24 protein-coding genes are annotated in these 23,393 nt (G+C 68.3%); 9 read left to right on the top strand and 15 right to left on the bottom strand.

Translation table 11 applies throughout. From position 1 onward, the window contains the following. Positions 1-141 precede the first annotated feature (141 nt). Together ASE96_RS04900 and ASE96_RS04895 are read left to right on the top strand one after the other, a co-directional pair. On the top strand, positions 142-753 hold the full coding sequence (locus ASE96_RS04900; RefSeq protein ID WP_162238813.1) for an RNA polymerase sigma factor: 612 nt from the start codon (positions 142-144) through the stop codon (positions 751-753). After that, entirely contained in the window at positions 750-1,418 is a 669-nt protein-coding gene (locus ASE96_RS04895) for a hypothetical protein (protein WP_056426936.1), read from the top strand. The genes ASE96_RS04900 and ASE96_RS04895 overlap by 4 nt, the downstream gene beginning before the upstream one ends. A 323-nt stretch (positions 1,419-1,741) precedes the next feature. On the opposite strand, the gene ASE96_RS04890 is transcribed toward ASE96_RS04895, so the two are convergent. Together ASE96_RS04890 and ASE96_RS04885 are read right to left on the bottom strand one after the other, a co-directional pair. Continuing rightward, positions 1,742-2,260: a GNAT family N-acetyltransferase gene (locus tag ASE96_RS04890; RefSeq protein WP_056426934.1), complete on the bottom strand. Its 519-nt coding sequence runs from the start codon at positions 2,258-2,260 to the stop codon at positions 1,742-1,744. An 89-nt stretch (positions 2,261-2,349) separates the two neighbouring features. Beyond that, a complete protein-coding gene (locus tag ASE96_RS04885; RefSeq protein ID WP_156367511.1) occupies positions 2,350-2,493 on the bottom strand; it encodes a hypothetical protein in 144 nt (47 codons plus the stop codon). A 94-nt stretch (positions 2,494-2,587) separates the two neighbouring features. Here ASE96_RS04885 and ASE96_RS04880 point away from each other — a divergent pair, with 94 nt between their 5' ends. Beyond that, positions 2,588-2,887 carry a hypothetical protein gene (locus ASE96_RS04880; RefSeq protein ID WP_235500128.1) on the top strand — a complete coding sequence of 100 codons (300 nt, stop codon included), beginning with the start codon at positions 2,588-2,590 and terminating at the stop codon, positions 2,885-2,887. Positions 2,888-2,902: 15 nt separating this feature from the next. Here ASE96_RS04880 and ASE96_RS04875 read toward each other — a convergent pair whose 3' ends face one another. Then, the gene (locus ASE96_RS04875) at positions 2,903-3,523 is read right to left on the bottom strand and encodes an L-threonylcarbamoyladenylate synthase (protein ID WP_056426929.1); all 621 of its coding nucleotides are present in this window, start codon (positions 3,521-3,523) and stop codon (positions 2,903-2,905) included. A 183-nt stretch (positions 3,524-3,706) separates the two neighbouring features. Between ASE96_RS04875 and ASE96_RS04870 the strand changes: the two genes are divergently transcribed. Both ASE96_RS04870 and ASE96_RS04865 read left to right on the top strand, forming a co-directional pair. After that, positions 3,707-4,576, top strand: a complete 870-nt coding sequence (locus ASE96_RS04870) for an SDR family NAD(P)-dependent oxidoreductase (protein ID WP_056426928.1) — start codon at positions 3,707-3,709, stop codon at positions 4,574-4,576. Further along, positions 4,573-5,121, top strand: coding sequence for an NAD(P)H-dependent oxidoreductase (locus tag ASE96_RS04865; protein ID WP_056426927.1), 549 nt, complete (start codon positions 4,573-4,575; stop codon positions 5,119-5,121). The genes ASE96_RS04870 and ASE96_RS04865 overlap by 4 nt, the downstream gene beginning before the upstream one ends. A 26-nt stretch (positions 5,122-5,147) precedes the next feature. On the opposite strand, the gene ASE96_RS04860 is transcribed toward ASE96_RS04865, so the two are convergent. The 10 genes from ASE96_RS04860 to ASE96_RS04815 are packed head-to-tail and all read right to left on the bottom strand — an operon-like array spanning position 5,148 to position 15,411. Beyond that, positions 5,148-5,828: a DUF5134 domain-containing protein gene (locus tag ASE96_RS04860; protein ID WP_056426924.1), complete on the bottom strand. Its 681-nt coding sequence runs from the start codon at positions 5,826-5,828 to the stop codon at positions 5,148-5,150. A gap of 9 nt (positions 5,829-5,837) precedes the next feature. After that, positions 5,838-6,965 (bottom strand): XdhC family protein, encoded by a 1,128-nt coding sequence (locus tag ASE96_RS04855; RefSeq protein ID WP_056426921.1) that lies wholly within the window; start codon positions 6,963-6,965, stop codon positions 5,838-5,840. After that, positions 6,958-7,797, bottom strand: a complete 840-nt coding sequence (locus ASE96_RS04850; RefSeq protein ID WP_056426918.1) for an SRPBCC family protein — start codon at positions 7,795-7,797, stop codon at positions 6,958-6,960. The genes ASE96_RS04855 and ASE96_RS04850 overlap by 8 nt, the downstream gene beginning before the upstream one ends. Then, complete coding sequence (locus tag ASE96_RS04845; protein WP_235500127.1) at positions 7,788-9,074, bottom strand: vWA domain-containing protein; 1,287 nt, start codon at positions 9,072-9,074, stop codon at positions 7,788-7,790. The genes ASE96_RS04850 and ASE96_RS04845 overlap by 10 nt, the downstream gene beginning before the upstream one ends. After that, a complete protein-coding gene (locus tag ASE96_RS04840) occupies positions 9,071-9,994 on the bottom strand; it encodes an AAA family ATPase (RefSeq protein ID WP_056426913.1) in 924 nt (307 codons plus the stop codon). Before ASE96_RS04840 ends, ASE96_RS04845 begins: the two co-directional genes overlap by 4 nt. Next, the gene (locus tag ASE96_RS04835; protein WP_056426910.1) at positions 9,991-10,653 is read right to left on the bottom strand and encodes a nucleotidyltransferase family protein; all 663 of its coding nucleotides are present in this window, start codon (positions 10,651-10,653) and stop codon (positions 9,991-9,993) included. The genes ASE96_RS04840 and ASE96_RS04835 overlap by 4 nt, the downstream gene beginning before the upstream one ends. Next, entirely contained in the window at positions 10,637-11,566 is a 930-nt protein-coding gene (locus tag ASE96_RS04830; protein ID WP_235500126.1) for an XdhC family protein, read from the bottom strand. The genes ASE96_RS04835 and ASE96_RS04830 overlap by 17 nt, the downstream gene beginning before the upstream one ends. 10 nt (positions 11,567-11,576) lie before the next feature. Then, entirely contained in the window at positions 11,577-13,970 is a 2,394-nt protein-coding gene (locus ASE96_RS04825) for an aerobic carbon-monoxide dehydrogenase large subunit (RefSeq protein WP_056426906.1), read from the bottom strand. Continuing rightward, positions 13,967-14,527 carry a (2Fe-2S)-binding protein gene (locus tag ASE96_RS04820; protein ID WP_056426903.1) on the bottom strand — a complete coding sequence of 187 codons (561 nt, stop codon included), beginning with the start codon at positions 14,525-14,527 and terminating at the stop codon, positions 13,967-13,969. The genes ASE96_RS04825 and ASE96_RS04820 overlap by 4 nt, the downstream gene beginning before the upstream one ends. Positions 14,528-14,532: 5 nt before the next feature. Further along, entirely contained in the window at positions 14,533-15,411 is an 879-nt protein-coding gene (locus ASE96_RS04815) for an FAD binding domain-containing protein (protein WP_056426901.1), read from the bottom strand. Between the two features lie 120 nt (positions 15,412-15,531). On the opposite strand from ASE96_RS04815, the gene ASE96_RS04810 reads away from it, so the two are divergent. Together ASE96_RS04810 and ASE96_RS04805 are read left to right on the top strand one after the other, a co-directional pair. Beyond that, positions 15,532-16,512 carry a LysR family transcriptional regulator gene (locus ASE96_RS04810; protein WP_056426898.1) on the top strand — a complete coding sequence of 327 codons (981 nt, stop codon included), beginning with the start codon at positions 15,532-15,534 and terminating at the stop codon, positions 16,510-16,512. Positions 16,513-16,746: 234 nt separating this feature from the next. Beyond that, positions 16,747-17,064 (top strand): DUF6457 domain-containing protein, encoded by a 318-nt coding sequence (locus ASE96_RS04805; protein WP_056426893.1) that lies wholly within the window; start codon positions 16,747-16,749, stop codon positions 17,062-17,064. A gap of 341 nt (positions 17,065-17,405) precedes the next feature. Here the strand turns inward: ASE96_RS04805 and ASE96_RS04800 are convergent, their stop codons facing one another. Next, positions 17,406-19,757 (bottom strand): FdhF/YdeP family oxidoreductase, encoded by a 2,352-nt coding sequence (locus tag ASE96_RS04800; protein ID WP_056426890.1) that lies wholly within the window; start codon positions 19,755-19,757, stop codon positions 17,406-17,408. 217 nt (positions 19,758-19,974) lie between these two features. Here ASE96_RS04800 and ASE96_RS04795 point away from each other — a divergent pair, with 217 nt between their 5' ends. Both ASE96_RS04795 and ASE96_RS04790 read left to right on the top strand, forming a co-directional pair. Continuing rightward, entirely contained in the window at positions 19,975-20,802 is an 828-nt protein-coding gene (locus ASE96_RS04795; RefSeq protein ID WP_056426887.1) for a dienelactone hydrolase family protein, read from the top strand. Continuing rightward, positions 20,802-21,317, top strand: coding sequence for a TspO/MBR family protein (locus tag ASE96_RS04790; protein ID WP_056426884.1), 516 nt, complete (start codon positions 20,802-20,804; stop codon positions 21,315-21,317). The genes ASE96_RS04795 and ASE96_RS04790 overlap by 1 nt, the downstream gene beginning before the upstream one ends. A 9-nt stretch (positions 21,318-21,326) precedes the next feature. Here ASE96_RS04790 and ASE96_RS04785 read toward each other — a convergent pair whose 3' ends face one another. Continuing rightward, positions 21,327-23,126 carry a long-chain-fatty-acid--CoA ligase gene (locus ASE96_RS04785; RefSeq protein ID WP_082492585.1) on the bottom strand — a complete coding sequence of 600 codons (1,800 nt, stop codon included), beginning with the start codon at positions 23,124-23,126 and terminating at the stop codon, positions 21,327-21,329. Positions 23,127-23,393 lie beyond the last annotated feature (267 nt).

Below are 23,393 nucleotides of genomic sequence, written 5' to 3'. Positions count from 1 at the left end.
CGTCCTTAATGTGCCGACTGCCGTAGCTTTGACTCTCAGCGCTGGGCAGGGGAGGGACTCGAAGTCTGGCCGACGGCGAAAAGTATTTTGGCGGAGCGGGAACCTTTTCGGGTCCTGCGGACACTACAAGGCATGAGGCTAATGGGGGACACCGACGAAGACCTGTGGCGTAAGTGCATTGCAGGCGATGCTGATGCCTTCGGGGTCCTGTTCGACAGGCACGCCGATGCGGTCTTTCGGTACTGCCTGTCCCGGTGCGGTTCCTGGCACGACGCGGAGGAACTCGTCTCGATCACCTTTTTGGAGGCGTGGCGGCAGCGGAACAAACTCAGGCCGGAGAGGGACACTGTCCTGCCGTGGCTGCTAGGAGTGGCAACGAACGCGAACCGCAATCGTGCCAGGGGATCGAGGAGGCACGCCGACTTCCTGGCCAGGCTGCCGCACTCCGATCCCCGGCACGGCCAACCTGCAGCAGACCATGCGGAGGCAGTCGCCTCGAGGCTCGACGCAGAACGTGCCGTCCGCGAATTGCTTGACACGACCGCGGGCTTGAACGATGGGGAACGTGACGTCGTGATTCTGTGCCTGATGAACGGAGTTGGTCAGGAAGAGGCCGCCAAGACCCTCGGCGTCCGAATCGGGACAGTGAAATCGAGACTGCATCGCGCACGGGCCAAGCTGGCTGCCACGAACCGGGACCTGGAGCCCAAGGAACAACTCGACACGACGATCGTTGAAGCGAGGCTCTCATGAACCTGTCTGAAGTGACCTACCCGAAAGACACCAAAAACCGCGTCCAGAACCTCCTCGTCCAGGAGGCCCGCCGGACGCCCAAGCCGACCCCCCAGTGGCGCAAACCCGCAATGCTGACCTTCGCCGGGCTGGCACTGGCCGGCACCACCGCCGCCGGCGTCTACGTGTCATTGGCACCAGTGGAGGATAAACGGGACATCCGCTGCTACTACCACGCCGACATCACCACCAGAATGCCCGTCATCGGCTCGCCCGGGGAGACAAGGCCTCCTTACATCACCACCGGGACTTTCATCGCAGGTTTCGACACGGAGAACAACCCAAACCCGGACGATAGGAACGCCGGAATGAAACAGATCAACGACCCCATCAACCAATGCAGCAAAGCGTGGGATATCGGGACAATGAACCAAAGCGGAGAAACCGATGACCTCATCCCGGACGGTTTCGTGTCGCCTCCCCAAGGTCCCAGGGGCGACCGTATCGTCCCTGAGGACGCGAACATGGACCAGAATGGCAATCCCCTCTACCCCGGACCGGACAACCTGGCATTGGGACACTACGTTCCATTCCTGACCCCGTGCGTCGTCGACAACACCGTCGCCGTCATCCCCGGCCCAGCCGAAGTCTGCGCCCGGCTCGGAATCCCCGCGCTCGAGAAATAGCCGGAAGCAATCTGAGCGCTGGAACGCGTGCCCCCGGGGCCCGCCGGAACGAGTGCGCCCATCCGCCGACATCGGCGTCACTGCGGCCATCGTCCTGCGTCCTCGGGGGCCATGCGTACAAAAGCTCCTCCGCAGGTTACCGGCAGACTCTGCGGACTGCCGACCGCCCAGGACGCTGAGGCGGACAGGTACCAGCGGCCGGGATCAGGTGGGCTCATATGGAGTGCGGAAGAGGGTGGCTGTCCACTCCGGGTCGTGCAGGACGATGACCCTGACCGTGCAAGAAGCACACGGGAACCGCACCGTCATCAACGGGTGACCGGTTAGGCGGTATCGATCCAGTAGCGTCGTTTGCCGTTGCGGGTGTCCTCGTATACGCCGCCGTTCTTTTCGATGGTCGCCCGGGAGCCGGTGTTGTTGTCATCGCAGGTGAGCAGAACCCGGGGAATTCCCAGGTTTCGCGCTACCGGCAGGGCGTCGGCCAGCGCGGCAGCCGCGTGGCCGCGGCGTCTCGCGGAAGGCCTGATGCTGTAGCCGATGTGCCCACCCTCGTTGAGGAGGAATTCGTTCAGCTCGTGCCTGATCGCCAGTGAGCCAAGGAACGTGTCACCCTCCACGATCCACAGGTAGGTGCAGGGCACGTATCCCGGCTTCCGCGGGCTCTCCGGCAATGCATCCATAGCAAGCGCCTCCACAAACCGGTGGAATGTCAGGGCATCCCTGAGTTCTTCCAGCGGCCAGTCCTCCGCGCCCCCGCCGTCCCTGCGGGCGCCGGAAAATTCAGCGGATCCTTCCAGCCAGGAGGAGTGGTATCTGACGTCCGGAGCGGTAAGGCGAGGCATCACAAGATCGTATGCGCAGGATCCCCGTTTCCCGTGCCGCCGGCCCGGCATTTCACGCCCTCTGACAAGGGGAAATCAGATTTTCAGGTTCAAGCTGGTTCGCGACGCCGTCCCAGCAGCCGCTCGCCCGCACCCAGGACGATGGGCGCGATGTGGAGCCGCAGTTCCACCGCCCGGCGGTTCAGGGCAGGCTCGGCGAAGGAATTCGCAGCGACGTTCGTTAGCTTCGTCACGTCGCGGGCATTCGACGAAAATCCGGTTGCGGCGGGCCCCATACTTGGAATGACCCCGGCGGATTCTCTCCACCGCCAGGCATGAGGAGGGTCCATGAAAACCTTGATGATTTTGCAGAGCACCGTGAAAACCACTGTCTCGAGCGAGTACTTCCCCGCGGCAGCGGTATTGGCCGGCGTGGTCTTGTTTTGGGGCATCGGGCTCCTCGGCGGGCTCTCCCTGCTGAGCAACCACCAGACGCTGCTGACGACGCTCAGCTGGTTGCTCTTCGTCTACGTCGCGGCCGTGCTCACGCCCCTCGCAGGGCTTGTCGCCGTAGTGGATCTGTCGCGCCGCTTGCTCCGGAACCGGGCGTCGGGCGACGCCGGTTCGGCCGGGACCGCTTCCGCGTAGGTTCCCCCGGCGGGGTTATTCGAAGCGCGACGGGTCGCCCATGCCGCGCCGGACGACTTCCGCCGTGCCGCTGGAGTAGTCAATGACAGTGGTCGGCTCCGCGCCGCAGTCGCCGGAGTCGACGACTGCGTCCACCACGTGCTCCAGCCGTTCCTTGATTTCCCAGCCCTGCGTCAGCGGTTCTTCCTCATCCGGCAGCAGCAGCGTGCTGGAGAGCAGCGGCTCGCCCAGTTCAGCCAGCAATGCCTGCACCACTTTGTTGTCCGGGATCCGAACGCCCACCGTCTTTTTCTTCGGGTGCAGCAGCCGCTTTGGGACCTCCTTGGTGGCTGGCAGGATGAACGTGTAGCTTCCCGGTGTGACGGCCTTGATGCTGCGGAACACGTCATTGTCGATCTGCACGAACTGGCCCAGCTGGGCGAAGTCCTTGCAGACCAGCGTGAAGTGATGTTTGTTGTCGAGGTGGCGGATGGTCCTGATCCGGTCCAGAGCATCCTTGTTGCCCAGCTGCGCGCCGAGCGCGTAGCAGGAATCAGTGGGATAGGCGATCAGCCCGCCGGAACGGACGATTTCCACCGCCTGGGTGATGGACCGTGCCTGTGGGTTCTCGGGGTGAACATCGAAGTATCTCGCCATGGCACGAGCTTACGCCCGACGGCGGGCGGCGCGGCGCGGCGCGTCCAGCCGGCAGTCACCGACGCTTGTGCACAGACAGTTCTGTCTGGTAGCTTCGTGCCCGACCCGGACAAATCTGTCTAAGTCCGCTGACGGAAGTGTGTCCGGCGAACGAGCACCGAGAGCGAGACCCGAATGCAATCAATGGCAGGAAAAACCGTCCTGATCACCGGAGGCACCGGCGGGATCGGCAAGGCCACAGCGCTGGGACTGGCCGCCAGGGGTGCCCGTGTTGCCGTCACCGGACGTGATGCCGCCCGGGCCGCCAGGGCGGCGGAGGAAATCCGCGCTGTTGCCTCGGCCCCGGTCGACGTGTTCATCGCAGACCTCTCCTCCCAACAGGAGGTGCGCCGCCTGGCTGGCGACGTGCTGCAAACTCTGGACCGGCTCGACGTGCTCGTCAATAACGTGGGTGGGTTCTGGAACACCCGGCGCCTCACGGCCGACGGGCTCGAGCACACTTTCGCCCTGAACCACCTCGCGCCGTTCCTGCTGACCAACCTCCTCCTCGAGCGGTTGAAAGAGAGCGGACCGGCCCGGGTGGTGACAGTCTCCTCCGGAGCCCAGGCCATGGGCCGCATGGACTTTGCGGACCTGCAGGCCGAGCGGTCCTACTCCGGACAGCGGGCGTACAACCAGTCGAAACTGGCGAATGTCCTGTTCACCTACGCACTGGCCTCCCGGCTCTCCGGCACCCGGGTCACCGCCAACGCGCTGCACCCAGGAGTTGTGGCGACGGCGTTCGGAGCCGAGGACCCCGGTTCAGTGCAGGCGTTCCTGACGCCGCTGGTCCAGCGGTGGATGAAAACTCCGGAGCAGGGTGCCCTGACGTCCATCCATCTCGCCTCGGCTCCGGAGCTGGAAAACCTCACTGGCCAGTACTTTGCCAACAGCAAGCCCAAGAGATCATCAAAACGCAGTTACAGCCAGTCCGATGCTGACCGTCTTTGGCAGGTCAGCATGGCCCTGGTCGGCCTCGGATCCGATTCTGAAAGAAGCACAATCCATCCATGACTCCACACCGCACCCTCGTCATCGTTGCCCATCCAGACTTGGCGGCGTCCCGGATTACGGCACAACTCACCGACGCCGTCAGGGACCTCGACGGCGTGACCATTCGTGACCTCCCATCCGCTTACCCGGACCGGCGCGTCGACGCCGGCCGGGAACAGAAGCTCCTGCGCGAGCACGACACCATCGTGTTGCAGTTCCCCTGGCACTGGTACTCCGTTCCCGGGGTACTGAAGGAATGGATGGACCAGGTCCTTACCTACGGGTTCGCCTACGGGGCCGGCGGGGACGCTTTGCACGGTAAGCGGCTGCAGCTGGTCACCTCCACCGGCGGCCCGGAATCGTCATACACGGCCGAGGGGCACAACCGCTTCACCATGACCGAGCTGTTGCGGCCCCTGGAAGCCACCGCGCACCTCTGCGGGCTGAACATGGCAGAACCCCTGGTTCTGCATTCCGCGCGCCAGGTGTCGGCCGAGGAGCTGGCGGCGCACGCCGCGCGCTACCGGGAGTTGCTCTCTCCCGTGGCGGCAACTGTCGGCAGCTGATTATCCGGATGCAGCCCGTGCCGGCGTCATGCCGCGAGCGCCGCGAACATAACGGCAATGGACGCCGAGCCCGCGAGTTCCAGGAGCGCTTCCCCGCTGCGGGGACGGCCGGGGGTGCTGAGCCGCCGAAACAGGAGCAGGCACCACACGGCTCCCGCAAGCCCGAAGGCGAGCGCCAGGACGACGGCGGACTGGCTCACCCAGCCTTGCTCCGCCACGGGAAGGGCACCCGGCAGGGACAGCGCCACCGCGGGGCCAGCGTGGTGCGGCGCCTGGTCAGGGATGCCTGCGGCATCAGAAACCGCCAGCGTTCCATAGGCGCCGTGTAGGTCCATGGCCACCAGCATGTAGGCCATGGCGGCCATGGTCAGCGCGTCGTACAGCAGGCTGCCGCGGCCGGCTCGTTCCGCGCGGCCGCGCCCCGGACTGGCGGCGGGCGCATGCATCCCTGCAGGCGCCGGCCGCCAGGCGACGGCCCGGAGGACGAACCACCACGCGGCGAGGCCGAAGAGCAGGATCTGGGGGAGTGCGGGCCACTGGAGTCCGGGAACGACCATCAGCACCATGGCGAACATCATCCCGGCATGGAGCCCAAACCCCACCCGGGTGGCGGGAGGCGACGGGCGGCCGGCGCGGAACACCGCATAGAGAGACGCTGCCAGCAACAGAGCCGTCAGCCCCCAGCGCAGGAACTCGCTTCCGAACACGGTGCCCCGTCAATGCTGCTCGTCGTGGTGGATGCGCTCGCCGAGCCGCCGGAGGGGTTCCCCACTCCCGCTCCACTGCTTCGCGATGAACTCCGCTGCGATGGACACGGCTGTCTCCTCGGGGGTCCGGGCGCCGAGGTCCAGGCCCACCGGGCTGTGCAGTCGGGCAAGCTCCTCGGCGCCCAGGCCGGCCTCGCGCAGCCTGGCGATCCGGTCCGCATGCGTCCGGCGCGAACCCATGGCACCGATGAAGGCGACCGGCCGGCCGCGCAGGGCTACCTCCAGCAGCGGAATATCGAACTTCGGATCGTGGGTGAGGACGCATATCACCGTGCGCTCATCCACCAGGCCCTGTTCCAGCTGCTCTGCAAGGTAGCGGTGCGGCCAGGCGTTGACTACCTCGGCGGCATCGGGAAAGCGCGCGGGCGTCGCGAAAACTGCCCGGGCGTCACACACCGTGACGCGGTAGCCCAGGAAGGTGCCCAGCCGGGCCAGCGCCGAGGCAAAGTCGATCGCGCCAAAGACCAGCATTCGCGGCGGCGGGGCGTAGCTTGCGAAAAAGACGCGCATCCCGGCGTCCAGACGCTCCCCATCTGGTCCGTAGCTCAGGATGCCGGAGCGGCCGGCGGCCAGCAACCCTTGGGTGTCATCGCCCACTGCATGGTTGGCCCGCTCGGAACCGAGGTCGCCCTCGAAGCCGTCCGGCCGCACGATCAGGTGCCGGCCCAACCAACTGCTGTCGGGGTGCTCGATCACCGTGGCGATGCCGACGCGGCGCTCGCCGGCGATGTCCGCCCTGACGGCGTCGAGTTCGGCGAAGCTGTGCCGCGACACTGGCTCGACGAAGATGTCGATGATCCCGCCGCAGGTCAGGCCGACGGCGAACGCGTCGTCGTCGCTGATTCCGTACCGCACCAGGACGGGCGTGCCGTCGGCCTTGACCTGCGTGGCCAGCTCGTACACGGCGCCCTCGACGCAGCCGCCGGAGACCGAGCCGACCGCTTCGCCGTCGGCAGTCACGAGCATGGACGCGCCGGGGAGCCGCGGGGCCGATTTGAACGTGCTCACGACGGTGGCCAGGCCGGCGGTGTCACCTTTCCGCCAGCCGGGCATCATGGCTGCCAGGACATCACGCACGGTCGGTCTTCAGCCTCCCGATCGCCCGGATCAGCCGGAACGCGGAACACCGGCCCGCCCAGTACGAGACGCACGCCACCACCGCCACGAGGGCCAGAACCTTCCCCGGGCTGGACAGCTGCTCCGCCGCGATCCCCTTCGCGAGGCTGAGCGCGTCCAGGCTGCCAGCGGGGGCGGGCACCGGTAAGGGCGCGGATGCCCGTGAGGGTGCCGCGGGAACGGCACCCGGCGGCACGCCCGGAAGTTCCGCCGCCGGGGCGGGGGCCGTCGCTGCGGAAACCTTCGCCGCAGCGGCTGCCGCTTCAGCCTCCGCGTCCAGCCCGGGCGCGGGCGCCCCGGCTGCCGCTTGTTCTCCGGCTTCCGCTGGTTCTCCGGCTTCGCCGGGAGCCGCAATCATGGCCTGCAGGTTGCCGGCGAACAGGCCCATCATCTGTTCCGTCACGCTGCCGATCACACCCTTTCCCATCGCGGCGGCCTTGCCGGACAGCGACAGATCGGCGCTGACAGTGCCGCGGGTGGTGCCGCCGGCCACTTCCGCCAGGAGCAGGGTCACCGTGGCCTCGGCCGTGCCCTGGCCGCGGGTTTCCTGGGCCTTGCCGCCCAGCACGGCGCGGTGTTCGGCGGCGTTCCGTTCGATGACGTTGAGCAGCCCCTTGTATTGCATGTTGACCGGGCCGAGCTTCACGGTCATGCCCACCTGGTAGGCGTCGTCCGAAAGCTTGTTCAGGATCCGGGCGCCGGGGACGCAGCCGGCCACGCGTTCAAAGTCCATGATGGTTTCCCAGACCGTGTCGATCGGCGCGACGACCGAGAATTCGCTGTTTATCTGCATTGGGTCCCTCTTCCCTTGAGTGATGTCCGGCCGTCGCCGCGGATTGCGGCCGCCACTTCCGCCAAAGCCGTGTAGCTGTGTCCGCTGACGAACGCGTCGCAGTAGGGCAGGGCCGCTGCCATGCCACCGGCCAGCGGCCGGTAGCCCGAGGCCGCCTTACGGGGATTGACCCAGATGATCCGGTGCGCCAGGCGCCGCAGCCGCGCCATCTGGACCGCCACCTGGTCGGGGTCCTCCTGCGCCCAGCCGTCGGAGAAGATCACCACTACCGCGCCCCGGGCTAGCCCGCGGCGGCCGTACTCGTCGAGGAAATGCCGGATGCTGTCACCGATCCGGGTCCCGCCGGCCCAGTCCGGCGCGGCCACTGCGGCGCGGGCCAGGGCCTCGTCCGGGTCGCGCAGCGCCAGTTGCCGGGTGAGGCGTGTCAGCCGGGTGGAAAAGACGAAGGCCTCGGCACCGGCCGTCGCCACTGCCCCTTGCAGAAGGGAGACGAAGATGCGCGCATACGGTTCCATGGAACCGGAAACATCGCACAGCATCACCAGCTTGCGGCGCTGCTCCCTGCGCCGGGCATACAACAGTCGGGTGGTGTCGCTCCCCGAGCGCCGGGCGGCGCGGACGGTGGCGCGGACATCCAGGCGGGCGCTGCTGTGGGCTGACTTGCGGGTGCGTCGGCTCAGGCGCGTGGGCGTGGCGAGCAGCAGCCGGGACGCCAGCCGCCGGATCTCCAGCACTTCCGCCTCGGTCAGCCGGGCGAAGTTCATCCCATGCAGCCGCTCCTCGGTGGAGGCCATGGCCAGCACGGCTTCCCGTTCGGGGACGTTGCGGTCCCCGGCGCTGTCCGGTCCGGCGGAGGCAATGGCCGGTGCAGTGGGCAGGTGGGCCGGCGCGCGTCCAGGGGCGCGGTCCTCGGCCGGGGAAGGACGGGTGCGTGCTTCCTCGGGGAGGGCAGCCGGGGACGCGGCCGGTGCCGCGGCTTTGCGGGCCGGGGCGGACGGGTCGAAGCCGCCGCGGAATACCGCGGCGAAGACGGCGTCGAACACCGGGAGTTGCTCACGCGAGGCCACCAGCACGACGCGGGACGCCCAATAGAGCGATTCGACGTCGGACGGCGGGACCAGGCGGAGGGCCTCGGCCAGCCGGACCGCCCGGTCCGGGGAGCATGACAGCCCGGCCCGGCGCAGGGCGGTGACAAACGCCGCAGCCACGGCGGCTCCCTCCACCACGGGGAATGCGGCGGCCGTGTCCGGTGTGGTCCCGGCCATCACCGGGCTCACCCGCCCGTCCCGGCCACGAGCCAGTCAGCCCCGCGGGCGCCGACCAGTTCCAGGTCGTCGCGGTTCTTGACGATCGAGCCCAGGGTCCGGTCCGCCGTTGCGGCGTCGATGCGGTCGATGCCCAGCACGGCGAGCGCCGACACCCAGTCGATCGCCTCTGAAATCCCCGGCGGCTTGGCGAGGTCCAGGGTGCGCAGCTTCGTGATCACCGCGGCGGCTTGCAGCGCCAATGGGCCGCTGCTGGCGGGCACGCGGCGGCGGACGATTTCTGCGATCCGTTCCGGGCCGGGATAGTCGATCCAGTGGTACAGGCAGCGCCGGGTCAGCGCGTCGTGCAGGTCCCGTGTCCGGTTGGAGGTCAGGATGACGATCGGGGGGTGGGTGGCCCGGATGGTGCCCAGTTCCGGGATGGTGACGGCGGCCTCGGCGAGCAGTTCGAAGGTGAAGGCTTCGAATTCGGCGTCGGCGCGGTCGATCTCATCCAGCAGAAGGACGGCCGGGCGAGGACCGGGATGTTCGATCGCCTGCAGCAGCGGCCGGCGCAGCAGGTATTCCGGGCCGAAGAGGTCCGTTTCGGTGACCGCGGCGTCACGGACCTCGGCCAGCCGGATCCCGAGCAGCTGCCGCTGGTGGTTCCACTCGTAGAGGGCCTCACCGGCGTCGATCCCCTCGTAGCACTGCAACCGGTACAGGGGCGTGTCCAACAGCCCGGCCAGGGCCTTCGCCGCCTCGGTCTTGCCCACGCCGGCCTCGCCCTCGAGCAGGATGGGCTGCGGCAGCCGCACGGCGAGGAACAGCGCCGTGGCCAACCCGACGTCGGCCAGGTAGTCGCTGCCGTCCAGCGCCGAGATGAGGGTTGCGACGTCGGGGATCCGCCGCTGGACGTCCTCCTCCGCTCCGGTGCGAGACGGTGTGCTCATAGCGCCCCCGCCAGAACGGCCAGGACGCGCCGGTAGTCGTCTTCCGTGTCCACGTCCAGGGGCACCGCCCCCGGCACGGCGAGTTCGACGACGTCGTCCGCCCGTTGCTCCAGCAGTTTCCAGACCGCCTTGTCGCCGTGCAGGCGGGACAGCTCCGGGAACATCCGCCGGGTGAACGCCATAGGGTGGCCGACGCCGTCGGCGTAACGGCAGACGGCGATGCCGGGGGAGTCCTGGCCCCTTTGCCCGGAAGTTGCCGGCTCTCCGGTGAAAAGCAGCTCCAGCAGTGCCCACGCATTGACGGCCACGACACCGGGCTGGTCACCGAGCAGCAGGACCACGGCGTCCGTGTCCGGGTGGAGCGTCTTGATGCCGGCGGCGATCGAGGAGGCGCAGCCGGCACCGAAGTCCGGATTGAGCACGATGTCGCAGCCTGTGGTGTCGACAGTGCGCTGCACTTCCGCGGCCGAGCCGCCCAGGGCCAGCACCGTCTGGTCAAAGCCGCAGTGCCGGGCGGTCTCCAGCACGGCGTCGAGGAGTGCCCCGTGCCCGTAGGGGAGCAACTGCTTGGCCCGGCCCAGGCGGCGGGAGGCCCCGGCCGCGAGGACCAGCCCTGCCGTCCGGTGCTGTGCGGGGGTGTGTTCAGGGGGTGAGGGCATAACGCTCCGGATCTTTGCGGAAGGCCGCGCGGCAGCCGGGGGAGCAGAAGTAGACGGTGACGCCGTTGTACTCGATCTGCAGTGAGGATTCCATGGCGGGGACGGTCATGCCGCAGACGGGATCGACTGCCGTCGGTGGAACGGCCCCTGCAGCCGCCTCCGCCCGGTCCGGGGACAGTGCCGCCGGGGCCGTGTGCCGGGACGTCGCCCGTTCCTGGATGAGCTGCGCCAGGATCGACAGCGCGATCTCGCCGGGGGTGCGGGCGCCCAGCCGCAGCCCCGCCGGCGTGAAGACCCGCGAGCGCTGCGCCGGGTCGACGTCGAGCGACTCCAGCACCGCAGCGCCCCGCGTCCCGCTGGCCACCAGCGCCACATACGGGACCCCGGCGCGCAGGGCCGCCTCAAGCGCGGCTTCCTCGGCTTTGCCGTGCGAAGCCACAATCAGCGCCGCGTCCCCGGCCTGCGGACGGGCGGATTCCCCGTCCATGAGTTCCACGGCGAGGCCCACGCCGGCGCCGAGGGTTTCCAGGGCCTGCGCCACCGGGGTGGTGCCGACCACGAGCACCCGGGGAGCGGGGACGCGGGGCTGGAGGAAGATCTCGATGGCTCCGCCGCTCAGGCAGGGGTTGGACACCTCCACCGCGCCTTCCTCTGCGGTGCGGGACGGTTCACCGGGGACCACGCGCAGCAGCAGGGGTTCCCGGGACGCCAGGACCTGCAGGCTGTATTCCCGCACCGAGGACTCCACGCAGTTCCCGCCGACGAAGCCCAGAATGTCGCCGCCGGGCATTACGAGGGCCGTATCCCCGGCGTGGGCGCTGGTGGGGTGCTGGGCGCGGACCACCGTGGCGTGCACAAACGGCTCACGGCGGGAGGCGAGGTCGTTCGCCCGGGCCGCGAGGGAATCTGCCATCGACGTCATGTCAGATCGGCGGCGTCGCCCGGCCCTGCATGGCGGCCCAGACCCGGGCCGGCGTGCAGGGCATGTCCATGTGGACCACACCGTAGGGAGCCAGCGCGTCGACGACGGCGTTTACGATCGCCGGCGGTGAGCCCACCGTGGCGGACTCGCCGATGCCCTTGGCGCCGATGGGGTGGTGCGGGGACGGGGTGACGGTGAACCCCGTCTCCCAGTCCGGCACTTCCATCGCGGTGGGGATCAGGTAGTCCATAAAGGACCCGCCCAGGCAGTTGCCGTCGGCGTCGAACTCGATGATCTCCATCAGGGCCATCCCGACGCCGTCGGTCAGCCCGCCGTGCACCTGGCCCTCGATGATCATCGGGTTGATCCGGGTGCCGCAGTCGTCCACCGCAATGAAGCGGCGCACCTTCACGTGCCCGGTGCCCGGATCGACGTCGACCACGCAGATGTAGGCGCCGAACGGGAAGGTGAGGTTTGGCGGGTCGTAGGTGACTTCGGCGTCGAGGTTGCCGTCAACCCCTTCGGGCAGGGTCATGGTGCCGTGGGCAGCCATGGCGATTTCGGAGATGGTCTTCCCGGCGCTGGGATCGCCCTTGACGAACCAGCGGCCCTTTTCCCACTCAAGGTCGTCCGGCCGGGTCTCCAGCATGGCCGCGGCGATCAGCTTCGCCTTCTCCCGCACCTTGCGGGCCACAAGGGCGACGGCGCCGCCGCTCACCGGCGTCGAGCGGCTCCCGTACGTGCCGAGGCCGAACGGCGTCTGGTCGGTGTCGCCGTGGACGACGTCGATGTCCTCCGGCGGGATGCCGAGCTCCTCGGCCACGATCTGCGCAAAGGTGGTCTCGTGCCCCTGCCCCTGGCTTTGCACGGAGAGCCGGACCACGGCCTTGCCGGTGGGATGGACCCGCAGTTCGGCGCCGTCGGCCATGCCGAGTCCCACGATGTCGAAGTGCTTGCGCGGGCCCGCGCCCACGGTTTCCGTGAAGAACGAGACGCCGATCCCCATCAGCTCGCCGCGCTCGCGCTTTTCCCGCTGCTCGCGGCGGAGCTCGTCGTAGCCGGCCAGCTGCATGGAGAGCCGCATGGCGGGTTCGTAGTTGCCGGAGTCGTACACCCAGCCGGTCTTGTTGGCGTAGGGGAACTGTTCGGGCTTGATGAAGTTCTTCAGCCGCAGTTCCGCCGGATCCATCTCGAGCTTGCGGGCCAGGATGTCCACCATCCGTTCGACGAGGTAGACGGCCTCGGTGACGCGGAAGGAGCAGGCGTACGCGACGCCGCCTGGCGCCTTGTTCGTGTAGACGCCCGTGACGGAGCAGTAGGCTGCCTTGATGTCGTAGCTGCCGGTGAAGATGGAGAAGAAACCGGCGGGGTACTTGGTGGGCTGGGCGGTGGCGTTGAACGCGCCGTGGTCGGCCAGGACGTTGGTGCGCACCGCGAGGATCTTGCCGTCCTTGGTGGCCGCGATCTCGCCCTGCATGATGTAGTCGCGGGCGAAGGAGGTGGACATCAGGTTCTCCGAGCGGTCCTCCACCCATTTCACCGGCTTGCCGGTGACGATCGAGCCGACGACGGCGAGGATGTAGCCGGGGTAGATGCCCACCTTGTTGCCGAAGCCGCCGCCGATGTCCGGGGACACCACGCGGATCTTGTGCTCGGGGATCCCGGCGACGATCGCGAACAGGGTGCGGTGGGCGTGCGGGGCCTGGGTGGTTTCGTACAGGGTCAGTTTGCCGTCGACGGCGTCGAAGTCGGCGATCGCGCCGCAGGTCTCCATCGGGGCAGGGTGCACCCGCGGGTAGACCATCTCCTGGGAGACGACCACGTCGGCGCTCGCGAAGACAGCCTCGGTCTCGGCCTTGTCGCCCATCTCCCAGTCGAAGATGTGGTTGTCCGTCTTGCCCTCGATCTCGTCGCGGATCACGGGGGCATCGGCGTCGAGGGCTTTCCGGGCGTCGATGACCGGGGGCAGGACGTCGTACTCGACGTCGATCAGTTCCAAAGCGTCGCGGGCCGCGTAGCGGTCCTCGGCCACGACGAACGCGACCTCCTGGCCCTGGAAGCGCACCTTGTCGGTCACGAGGACGGCCTGGACGTCCGCGGAGAGGGTGGGGGCCCAGGCGAGCTTGAGGCCGAGCAGGTCCTTGCCGGTGATGACGGCGAGGACCTTGGGGTGGGCCAGGGCGTTGGTGGTGTCGATGGAGACCAGCCGGGCGTGCGCCACCGGGGCGCGCAGGATGGCCCCGTGCAGCATGCCGGGCAGGACTATGTCGTCCAGGTAGTTGCCTTTGCCGCGGACAAACCGCGGGTCTTCCTTCCGCTGGATCCGGCCGTAGCCGATCGGGCGGTTCTCGTCGCCGGCCGCCGGGTTGACGGGGCGTTCGTGGATGACGGTCATGCCTTCACCTCTGTGTCTTGTGTCTGCGCCGGGATGTCCTCGATGACGGTGTCCGTGCCGTCGATGACGTCGGCTGCCGTGGCGTCGCTGTCGCCGCCGGCCGGGTGGGCGGCGGCCCACTGCACCGACCGGACGATGGTGGCGTAGCCGGTGCACCGGCAGATCTGGCCAGAAATAGCCTGCCGGATCTCCGTGGTGTCCGGGTGCGGATTCTTGTCGAGCAGGGCGCGGGCGGTCAGCATCATGCCGGGGGTGCAGAAGCCGCACTGCAGCCCGTGTTCCTCCATGAAGCCCTGCTGGACGGGATCCAGCGTTCCGCCGCTGGCGAGCCCCTCCACCGTGCGGATGTCGTGTCCCGCGGCCATGGCCGCGAGCACCGTGCAGGACTTCACCGGCTGGCCGTCCATCAGGACCACGCACGTGCCGCAGTTGCTGGTGTCACATCCCCAGTGGGTGCCGGTCAGGCCGAGGACCTCGCGGATGTAGTGGACCAGGAGCACGCGGGGCTCAATGTCGGACGTGACTTCGTTGCCGTTGACGGTCATGCTGATCTGCATCCGCTTCAGCCTTCCTGTGTCTGGGCGGCGCGGGCACAGGCCTGTCGCAGGACCCGCCGGGTGAGTTCGTCGGCGAGATGCCGTTTGTAGTCAATCGGGCCGCGCTGGTCGGCCACCGGGTCGCTGGCTGCGGCGGCCAGCCGTGCGGCCTCCGCGAAGAGTTCCTCTCCGGGTTGCCGGCCGCGGAGAAGCTCCGCGGCCCCGGCGACCGTGTGGTCGAGCCCGAGGGCCGTGAGCCCGACGGCGGCGTCGGCGATGGTGCCGTCCTCCGCGAGGGTCACGGACGCGCCGGCGGCGCCGACGGCCCAGTCGCCCACGCGGCGTTCGACTTTCTCGTAGGCGCTGCCGGACCGGGGCCGGACGGGAAAGCGGAGCTCACACAGCAGTTCGTCCTGGCCCACCGCCGTCTCATAGGGCCCGCGGTGGAAGTCCGCCATGGCCAGGATGCGCTCGCCGGCCGGTCCGCGGATCACGGCTTCCGCGCCGAGGACGTCGCAGACCGTGGAGAGGTCCTCGGCCGGGTCGGCCTGGCAGAGCGAGCCGCCGATGGTTCCCCGGTTCCGTACGATCGGATCCGCGATCACGGCCTCCGCGTCCCGGACGATGGGGAAGAGCGCCGCGATTTCGTCCGACTCCAGCAGCGTGGTGTGCCGGGTCAGCGCGCCGATGCGCAGTTTGTCGCCGTCGCGCAGGATGAAGTCGAGTTCGTAGAGGTCATTGATGTCGATCAGCCACTCGGGCCGGGAGAGCCGGAGCTTCATCATCGGCAGGAGGCTGTGGCCCCCGGCGACGACCCTCGATTCCGGGCCGTGGCGCGCGAGGAGTTCGAGTGCGTTGTCCACGGACGTGGCGCGCACATAGTCGAAAGGAGCCGGAATCTGCATAGTCCCTACCTCACTCCAGGGCGCTGGCAACGTCGCGCAACACCGGTGTGAGGTCAGTCTTGCCCCGCCTGATACGGAGTGTCAATATCGTCATAAGCGAAAGGTTATGACGCCGTGTCGATGACATTGAGCCAGCTCCGCACGTTCGCCCTGGTCGCCCGCCTGGGCTCGCTGCACGCTGCCGCGGAGGCCCTCGGCGTCAGCGAACCGGCGGTGTCCTCGGCCCTGGCGGCACTCCGGCAGGACCTCGGCGATCCGCTGTTCGTCCGGGCCGGGGGCGGGATCGCGCTGACCCCGGGCGGCCGGGCGCTGGCCGACTACGCCCAGGACATCGTGGGGCTGGCGGACCAGGCCCGCTGGGAAGTGTCCAACGCCCAGAACGACGCCGGACGGCTGAAGATCGTTTCGACGGCTCCCTTTGCCGAACACGCGGCGGGCCGCCTGCTGGACCTCTTCACCAAGCGCGTCCCCGGCGCGTCTGTGGACGTGGTGGTGGAATCCGCGGAGGACCTGGGCTCGCTCCTGCAGGAACGCGCCTACGACATTGCCCTCGGTGCCCGGCCGACGGCGCCGGCCGGTACCGCGGTTACGGAGCTGCGCCTGGAGTGTGTTCCGTTCCTGCGCTACCAGCGCGCCCTGGTGGCGTCGGCGGCGCATCCGCTGGCTCCGCTGCATGGACCCGTCTCCGTCGCCCGGCTGCTGGACCGGCCGTGGTTTGCCGGACCGGCGGGGATCCAGGACAGCTCGGAGGAGGGACGCTGGCTGGCGTCCATGGGGGTGGCGCCGGAGATCATCAGGCTCAGCAGCGAGACGGAAGCCCTCGCGGCGGTGCGGGCCGGGGAGGGCATCATGCTGGCGCTCGGCCACATTGTCCGGGCCGACATCCAGGCCGGGGTCCTGGTGCGGCTGCCCGTCGTCGGGACACCGGTCACAGGCCTGTGGTGGGCCAGCACACTGGACCACCGCCGGACCACCACCTTGGCCAGGACGCTGCAGCGCTTCGCCGGGACCGCGGATGCGACGGCCGCGATGGTGGCCCCCGGCGGCTCGCGGGGCCTGGAGCGCCGCGGGTCGAAGTTCCACGTCGCGCTGTGGAGCTGAGGCAACTCCACAAGGCCGCTCCGGCGTCGGACTGTCCCTGTGGACTTTTCGCCGCGGACTTTTGTCGCGGACATTTCGCTGCGGACTTTTCGCTGCGGATTTTTCGCTGCGGATTTTTCGCTGCGGATTTTTCGCTACGCGGTGTGCCTGTGTCGCGTTGCGGAACGCAGGTGTCGGTGCTAACCCTTGTGGGGGTACGCGATCGACTGACGCGCCCTACGAAGAGGAGTAACAATGACTTTGCCCCGGGACGAAGACAGCACGCTGCGGCACTGGAGCGCCCGCCTGATCCAGGCGCTGCAGATCCTTGACCTCGAAGTGGACCACGAGAAGATCGTCCAGGTCGCGGATGAGTCACTGAAATCCGTCGGGCCGCACGCGGACGCCATCAGCGCCTTCATCGTCGGCTACGCCGCAGGAACCGCGTCCACCGAGGGCCGGAAGAGCACGCAGGACGCCGTGCACGCCGCATCGAACAAGGTCCTCGAATTGTGCGAGCATGGCGAGTCCGGCGGCCCCGACGAAAAGGGCTGGGCCAAGCGGGCCCAATAACCCCGGCCGCGAGCCGGCCCCGGGGGGACATGCCCTCCCTGTGCGCGCGTGGATGGACATATTGGTGTTCTGTCCATTGGTCGCGTCAAAGACTGGGCATGTCCCGTGGAGCCGGAATTGGGCCACTCAGGACATGCCCTCTCTGTGCGCGCCGGACTGGACATATTGGTGTTCTGTCCAGTGGTCGCGTCAAAGACTGGGCATGTCCCGTGGAGCCGGAATTGGGCCACACAGGACATGCCCTGCCTGTGCGCGCGTGGATGGACATATTGGTGTTCTGTCCATTGGTCGCGTCAAAGACTGGGCATGTCCCGTGGAGTGCGCGCGGGGGAGCCGGTGCCCTAGTGCATCCTGGCGGCGCCGGATGCCACGGCAGCCGCACCGTCGGGGGTCTGGTCCGCGCTGGGTTCCAGCCGGACAATCACGGCCTTGGAGACGGGCGTGTTGCTGCCCTCGGCCGTGTGGTTCAGCGGGACCAGCACGTTGGCTTCCGGGTAGTAGGCGGCCGCGCAGCCGCGGGCCGTGGGGTAGGAAACCACGCGGAAGTGGCGGACCATACGCTCAGCACCGTCCTTGTACTCGCCCCGGATGTCCACGAACATCCCGTCGGCCAGGCCCAGTTCGGCGATGTCCTCCGGATTGACGAACACCACGTGGCGGCCCTTCTTGATGCCCCGGTACCGGTCGTTGTGGCCGTAGATGGTGGTGTTGAACTGGTCATGGGAGCGCATGCTCTGCAGGATCAGCGTCCCTTCCGGCTTCTCCACGTGCTCCAGGTGATTCACGGTCAGCACCGCTTTGCCTGTGGGGGTGGGGAAGGTCCTGGAGTCCCGGGGCCCGTTCGCCAGGATGAAGCCGCCCGTCTGCCGGATGCGCTCGTTGTAGTTCTCGCAGCCGCCGACGACCCGCGAGATGTGGTCCCGGATCAGGTCGTAGTTCTTCTCGTAACCGTCCCAGTCGGCCTTAATCTTGTCTCCGACCAGCGCTTTGCCGAGCCGGCTGACGATGGCCGGCTCGGAGAGCAGGTGGTGCGAGACCGGTTCGACCCGGCCCCAGGAGGGGTGCACGGCGCAGACCGTGTCCTCCACTGAGACGAACTGCGGGCCGGACTCCTGGATATCGATCTCGCTGCGGCCCATCGTGGGCAGGATAAGCGCTTCCGCGCCGGTCACGGTGTGGGACCGGTTGAGTTTCGTGGAGATCTGGACCGACAGTTCGGTGTTCTGCATGGCCGCCTCGGTGGCGTTGGTGTCCGAGATGGCACCGACGAAGTTGCCGCCGAGTGCGACGAAGGCCCGGATCCCGCCGTCGCGCATTTTGTTGATGGTTTCCACGGCGTCCACGCCGTGTTCGCGGGGCGGTTCGAAGCCGAACTCCTCGCCGAGGGAGTCCATGAAGGACTGCGGCATCTGCTCCCAGATGCCCATGGTGCGGTCGCCCTGGACGTTGCTGTGGCCCCGGATGGGGGAGGCGCCGGCGCCCGGCTTGCCGATGTTGCCGCGCAGCAGGAGCAGGTTGATGATCTCCTTGATGGTGGCCACGCCCTTCTTCTGCTGCGTGATGCCCATGGCCCAGGTGATGATGACTTTCTCGGCCTTCAGGTAGCGGGCGGCGAGTTCATCGATTTCCTCGGTCCGCAGGCCCGTCGCAGCCAGCACGGCGTCCTCGTCCAGCAGGCTGAGGTGTTCCTTGAGTTCCTCCAGCCCCTCGCAGTGCTCGGCGAGGAACGCGTGGTCCAGGACGGTGCCCGGGTTGCGGTCCTCGGCGTCGAGCACCCGCTTGGAGAGGGCCTGCAGCAGCGCCATGTCGCCGCCGATCCGGATGTGCAGGAACTGGTCGGCGATCTCCGTGCCGCGGCCGATGATGCCCTTGACCTTCTGCGGGTTCTTGTACCGGCGCAGGCCGGCCTCCGGCAGGGGATTGACGGCGACAATTTCACCGCCGTTGTCCTTGCACGCTTCGAGTTCGGTCAGCATGCGCGGGTGGTTGGTGCCCGGGTTCTGGCCCATAACGATGATGAGGTCCGCGTGGGCGTAGTCGTCGAAATTGACGGTGGCCTTGCCGATGCCGATGGTCTGGCCCATGGCCCAGCCCGAGGACTCGTGGCACATGTTGGAGCAGTCCGGCAGGTTGTTGGTGCCGTAGCCGCGGACCATCAGCTGGTACAGGAAGGCGGCCTCGTTGGAGGTGCGGCCGCTTGTGTAGAAGGCTGCCTCGTCGGGCGAGTCCAGGCTCTTGAGCTTGTCCGTGATGATCCGGATCGCCTCCGGCCAGCTCACCGGCTTGTAGTGGTCCTCGCCGGCCGGTTTGTGCACCGGTTCGGTGAGTCGGCCCTGCATCCCCAGCCAGTACTCGGAGCGGGTCCGCAGTTCGCTGACGGAGTGCTCCGCCCAGAACTCCGGGGCGATGACCACCGGCGTTGCTTCCCACGTGACGGCCTTGGCGCCGTTTTCGCAGAACTCGAAGGCTTTGCGGTGGTTGGGGTCCGGCCACGCGCAGCTGGGACAGTCGAAACCGTCCTTCTGGTTCATCGCTAGGACGGTCTTGCGGGTGCGGTTCAGGCCCATGTGTTCGATCGCGGGCTTCATGGAGTGCAGCACCCCCGGGATGCCGGCGGCCCAGTCCTTTGGACCGTCGCCGACCACGAGGTCCTTTTCGTCGTTATCCTCGACCATGGGATTCTTGCGGGTCACGTGAACTTCCCTTCTGCAACCACCGCCTGTTCAGGCCGGCGCGTCTCTACTACCAAGCACCCTACCTTTAGGCCCATTACAGGCCTATCAGGTGGCCGGGAGTGCCGCAAGGGATTAGTGCCGTCGACGGCGGCCCCGCTGTTCCGTAGCATGTGCGGTACGCGCGGTGGCTGAAGTGAACCGGACAGTGCCGCCCCGGAACCGAAGGGGGCCTTGCATGCCGGAGCAACAGGAAACGCTGGAGGGCTTCACAGAGTCGACCTTCAGTCACGGAGGCATCCATCACCAGGTTTTCCGGGCGGGAGCGGGCCCGGCCGTGGTCCTGATCCACGAAGTTCCCGGGATCCATCCGGGGGTGCTGGACCTCGCCCGGCGGCTGATCGGGCGGGGCTACACCGTCTACCTTCCCTCCATGTTCGGGAAGCCCGGCGAAGCAGCGGGCGGCCGTGCCATCGCGAAGTCCATCGCAAAAGTGTGCATTGCCCGCGAATTCGCCGTGCTGGCGGACCGGAGCAGTCCGGCAACGGGTTGGCTGCGCGCCCTCGCCGCCCAGGCGCATCGGGAATGCGGCGGTCCCGGCGTCGGAGCGATCGGCATGTGCATGACCGGGAGCTTCGCCCTCGCCATGGCCCTCGAACCCGCCGTCCTGGCGCCGGTCATGAGCCAGCCCGCGCTGCCGGCGGGCCTGACCGCGCGGCGGAGGGCCGCCGTCGGGCTGGATGACGAGGAGCTGGCGCGGATGAAGGACCGGACCAGCCAGGGGCTTCGAATCCTGGGACTGCGGTTCAGCAATGACCGGGGGTGTCCGGCGGCGCGTTTCGCAACCATGCGGCGCGAATTCGGTGAGAGCTTCGAAAGCATCGAAATCGACTCCTCGCCGGGCAACCCGTTCGGGATCGCCCGGTCCGCGCACTGCGTCCTGACAGTGGACCTGGTAGACACCCCGGGCCACCCGACGAAGGCCGCGCTGGACCGGACCATCGAGTTCATCGGCGAGCGCCTGCACCCTGAGCCGGCGTCAACGACGAAAACCGAGGAGAAGTGATGAAACTGATGACAGTGGTGTGGACGGCGGCTGCGACCGCCGCGACGGCGGCGGCCGGCGGAGTGGCGACGGATCCGGAGAGTGCCTGGTACCGGCGGCTGCGCAAACCGGACTGGCAGCCGCCCGCCATCGCCTTCCCGGTGGTCTGGACGGCGCTCTACGCGGACCTCGCCGTGAGTTCGGCCGTCGCGCTGGACAGCAACGATGTGCCAGACGTCCCCGGCGGCAAGACCGCGGAGCAGGAGATCCGCTCCTACCGGGGTGCTCTGGCCGCGAACCTCGTCCTCAACGCAGCGTGGAGTTGGCTCTTCTGGCGCAGCCGCCGGCCGTGGCTGGCTGCGGCGGAGTGCGCCGTGCTGACGGCCAGCAGCGCCGACCTGGTGCGGCGGACGTACAGACTCAACCGCGGCGCCGGGGCGTCCCTGGCCCCCTACGCTCTGTGGTGCGGCTTCGCCACTGTCCTGTCGACGGCAATCGCGGCACTCAATCCGCGGGCGGCCGGCCGGCAGGGATAGGCCGCCGCCTCAGCGCCCTGCCACAAGCGTGTCCCGGATCTCCCGGCGGAGGACCTTCCCGATCAGCGAGCGCGGCAGGGAATCCAGCACCACCACCCGGCGCGGCACCTTGTAGGCGGTCAGGTGTTTCCGGGCGAAAGCCAGGAGCGCGTCAGGATCGAGGGTGGTTCCCGGGATCGGCACGACGGCGGCCACTACGTCCTCGCCGCCCCCGGGGCGCGGCAGCCCGACCACGGAGACGTCTGAGACGCCCGGGAAGGTGGCGATAACATCCTCCACCTCACTGGGGGAGACGTTGAAGCCTCCCGTGATGATGAGTTCCTTGATCCGGTCCCGGATCGTCACGAAGTAGTCGTTGTCGACCGAGACGATGTCGCCGGTCCGGAACCAGCCGCCGTCGAGGAGTGCCTCCTCCGTTTCGTCCGGCCGGTTCCAGTAGCCGCTGAACACCTGGGGGCCGCGGATGAGGAGTTCGCCTTCCTCGCCTGGTGCCACGTCCAGGGCGGTGTTCTTCGGGTCCACCACCCGGATGTCCGTCAGCGGGAACGGCACTCCCACTGTTCCCGGTTTGCGGCTGGGGCCGAAGGGGTTGCCGATCGCGATGGGCGACGTTTCGGTCAAACCGTAGCCCTCGATCAGGTAGCCGCCGGTCGCCTTCTCCCAGGTCTCCACCGTCGCCGCCGGCAGGTTCATGGCGCCGGAGATCGAGAAGCGGATGCTTTCCAGCCCGATCCCTCGTTCCGCCGCCGCGGCGGCGATCCGGTCGTAGATCGGCGGCACCGCCGGCAGGAAGGTCGCCGGTGACTTTTTGAGCGCCTTCAGCACCAGATCGACGTCGAACTTGGGGAACAGGACCAGCTTCGCGCCGATGCTCAAGGCAAAGGTCATGCACAGCGTCAGTCCGTAGGCGTGGAACATCGGCAGCACGGCGTACACGGTTTCCCGGCCGTCCTTGAGTCCCGGCACCCAGGCCCGGCCCTGTGCGGCGTTGGCCTGCAGATTGGCATGGCTGAGCATGGCGGCCTTGGGCTGGCCGGTGGTGCCGGAGGTGTACTGGAGGACGGCAAGGTCCTGCGCCGCGGGACGCGGATGTCGCTTCTTGAGTTCGCCGGCGTGAAGGAGCTCGCGCCAGGGCAGCACCGGCCGCGCGGCAGGAGCCGGCCCGCCCTTCCGCTGCCCCGTGCCGCCGGACAGTGCGGCGCGGGCCTTGCGGGCCGCCGGGACCGGAAGCCGCAGCGCCAGGCGCTGCAGCAGCGGCATCTCCGGGATCAGCTCCACCGAGACAATACTGCGGAGCCTGACGTCGGCCGGCAGCTGGCGGACCCGCTCCACTGCCTTGTCCCAGACGATCGCGACGACGGCGCCGTGGTCCTCGAACTGGTGGCGCAGCTCCCGGTCGGTATAGAGGGGATTGTGCTCGACCACGACGGCGCCGAGGCGCAGGGCGGCATGGAAGGCAACGATGTGCTGCGGGCAGTTCGGCATGACCAGGGCCACCCGGTCACCTGCTTTGACTCCGAGTTTCTGCAGGCCGGCGGCCGCCCGGCTGATCAGGGTGCCCAGCTCGCGGTAGCTCGTGCGGGCGCCGAAGAATTCCAGGGCGGTCTTGGACCCGTAGCGGCGCACTGAGTTGTCCACGAGGTCCACGAGCGACCCCTTGGGGAGGGCCGGGCGCGCCGGCACACCGGGCCCGTAGGAACGGGTCCACGGGCGGTCGCTCCAGCGCGGCTCCGGCTGGTGGCCCGCGCCGTCCGCAGGCGGGGCCGCGGCGCTGGCATTGGCGCCAGCCCGCGTGGATTTCTTCTTCATGATCAGTCCTTGCCGCTTCAATCCGCCGGGTGTCCGCGAACCAAAGGGCCCGCCGGAAAATCCTACCGGTGCCCACGGCCGCATGCGGCGGCGGCCGCGTGCGGCGGTGGCCGCCGCCGAGCCTGCCGCGGGCCCGGTGCGGCCGCGAAGCGTTCGTGACTTTCGGCCCTAGGTGTACTGAGCCATCAGGTTGGTGACACCCGGATGATGGGTGTGGTTCCGATGCCGGTGTGGATGCGTTCAGTGTTGTAGTGCTGGAGCCAGGGC

Source organism: Arthrobacter sp. Leaf69, assembly GCF_001422645.1.
Classification (GTDB): Bacteria; Actinomycetota; Actinomycetes; order Actinomycetales; family Micrococcaceae; genus Arthrobacter.
The sequence above is the reverse complement of the archived record's forward strand: the minus strand, read 5'-3'. Positions and strand labels throughout refer to the sequence as shown.

Excerpts from the sequence above, each read along its gene's own strand:
- ASE96_RS04830 (WP_235500126.1), bottom strand. The coding sequence starts at position 11,566 with ATGGCAGATTCCCTCGCGGCCCGGGCGAACGACCTCGCCTCCCGCCGT.
- ASE96_RS04810 (WP_056426898.1), top strand. The coding sequence starts at position 15,532 with ATGACATTGAGCCAGCTCCGCACGTTCGCCCTGGTCGCCCGCCTGGGC.
- ASE96_RS04815 (WP_056426901.1), bottom strand. The coding sequence starts at position 15,411 with ATGCAGATTCCGGCTCCTTTCGACTATGTGCGCGCCACGTCCGTGGAC.
- ASE96_RS04820 (WP_056426903.1), bottom strand. The coding sequence starts at position 14,527 with ATGCAGATCAGCATGACCGTCAACGGCAACGAAGTCACGTCCGACATT.
- ASE96_RS04880 (WP_235500128.1), top strand. The coding sequence starts at position 2,588 with ATGAAAACCTTGATGATTTTGCAGAGCACCGTGAAAACCACTGTCTCG.
- ASE96_RS04890 (WP_056426934.1), bottom strand. The coding sequence starts at position 2,260 with ATGCCTCGCCTTACCGCTCCGGACGTCAGATACCACTCCTCCTGGCTG.
- ASE96_RS04895 (WP_056426936.1), top strand. The coding sequence starts at position 750 with ATGAACCTGTCTGAAGTGACCTACCCGAAAGACACCAAAAACCGCGTC.
- ASE96_RS04785 (WP_082492585.1), bottom strand. The coding sequence starts at position 23,126 with ATGAAGAAGAAATCCACGCGGGCTGGCGCCAATGCCAGCGCCGCGGCC.
- ASE96_RS04850 (WP_056426918.1), bottom strand. The coding sequence starts at position 7,797 with ATGCAGATAAACAGCGAATTCTCGGTCGTCGCGCCGATCGACACGGTC.
- ASE96_RS04900 (WP_162238813.1), top strand. The coding sequence starts at position 142 with ATGGGGGACACCGACGAAGACCTGTGGCGTAAGTGCATTGCAGGCGAT.
- ASE96_RS04870 (WP_056426928.1), top strand. The coding sequence starts at position 3,707 with ATGGCAGGAAAAACCGTCCTGATCACCGGAGGCACCGGCGGGATCGGC.
- ASE96_RS04835 (WP_056426910.1), bottom strand. The coding sequence starts at position 10,653 with ATGCCCTCACCCCCTGAACACACCCCCGCACAGCACCGGACGGCAGGG.
- ASE96_RS04795 (WP_056426887.1), top strand. The coding sequence starts at position 19,975 with ATGCCGGAGCAACAGGAAACGCTGGAGGGCTTCACAGAGTCGACCTTC.
- ASE96_RS04840 (WP_056426913.1), bottom strand. The coding sequence starts at position 9,994 with ATGAGCACACCGTCTCGCACCGGAGCGGAGGAGGACGTCCAGCGGCGG.
- ASE96_RS04865 (WP_056426927.1), top strand. The coding sequence starts at position 4,573 with ATGACTCCACACCGCACCCTCGTCATCGTTGCCCATCCAGACTTGGCG.
- ASE96_RS04825 (WP_056426906.1), bottom strand. The coding sequence starts at position 13,970 with ATGACCGTCATCCACGAACGCCCCGTCAACCCGGCGGCCGGCGACGAG.
- ASE96_RS04790 (WP_056426884.1), top strand. The coding sequence starts at position 20,802 with ATGAAACTGATGACAGTGGTGTGGACGGCGGCTGCGACCGCCGCGACG.
- ASE96_RS04805 (WP_056426893.1), top strand. The coding sequence starts at position 16,747 with ATGACTTTGCCCCGGGACGAAGACAGCACGCTGCGGCACTGGAGCGCC.
- ASE96_RS04875 (WP_056426929.1), bottom strand. The coding sequence starts at position 3,523 with ATGGCGAGATACTTCGATGTTCACCCCGAGAACCCACAGGCACGGTCC.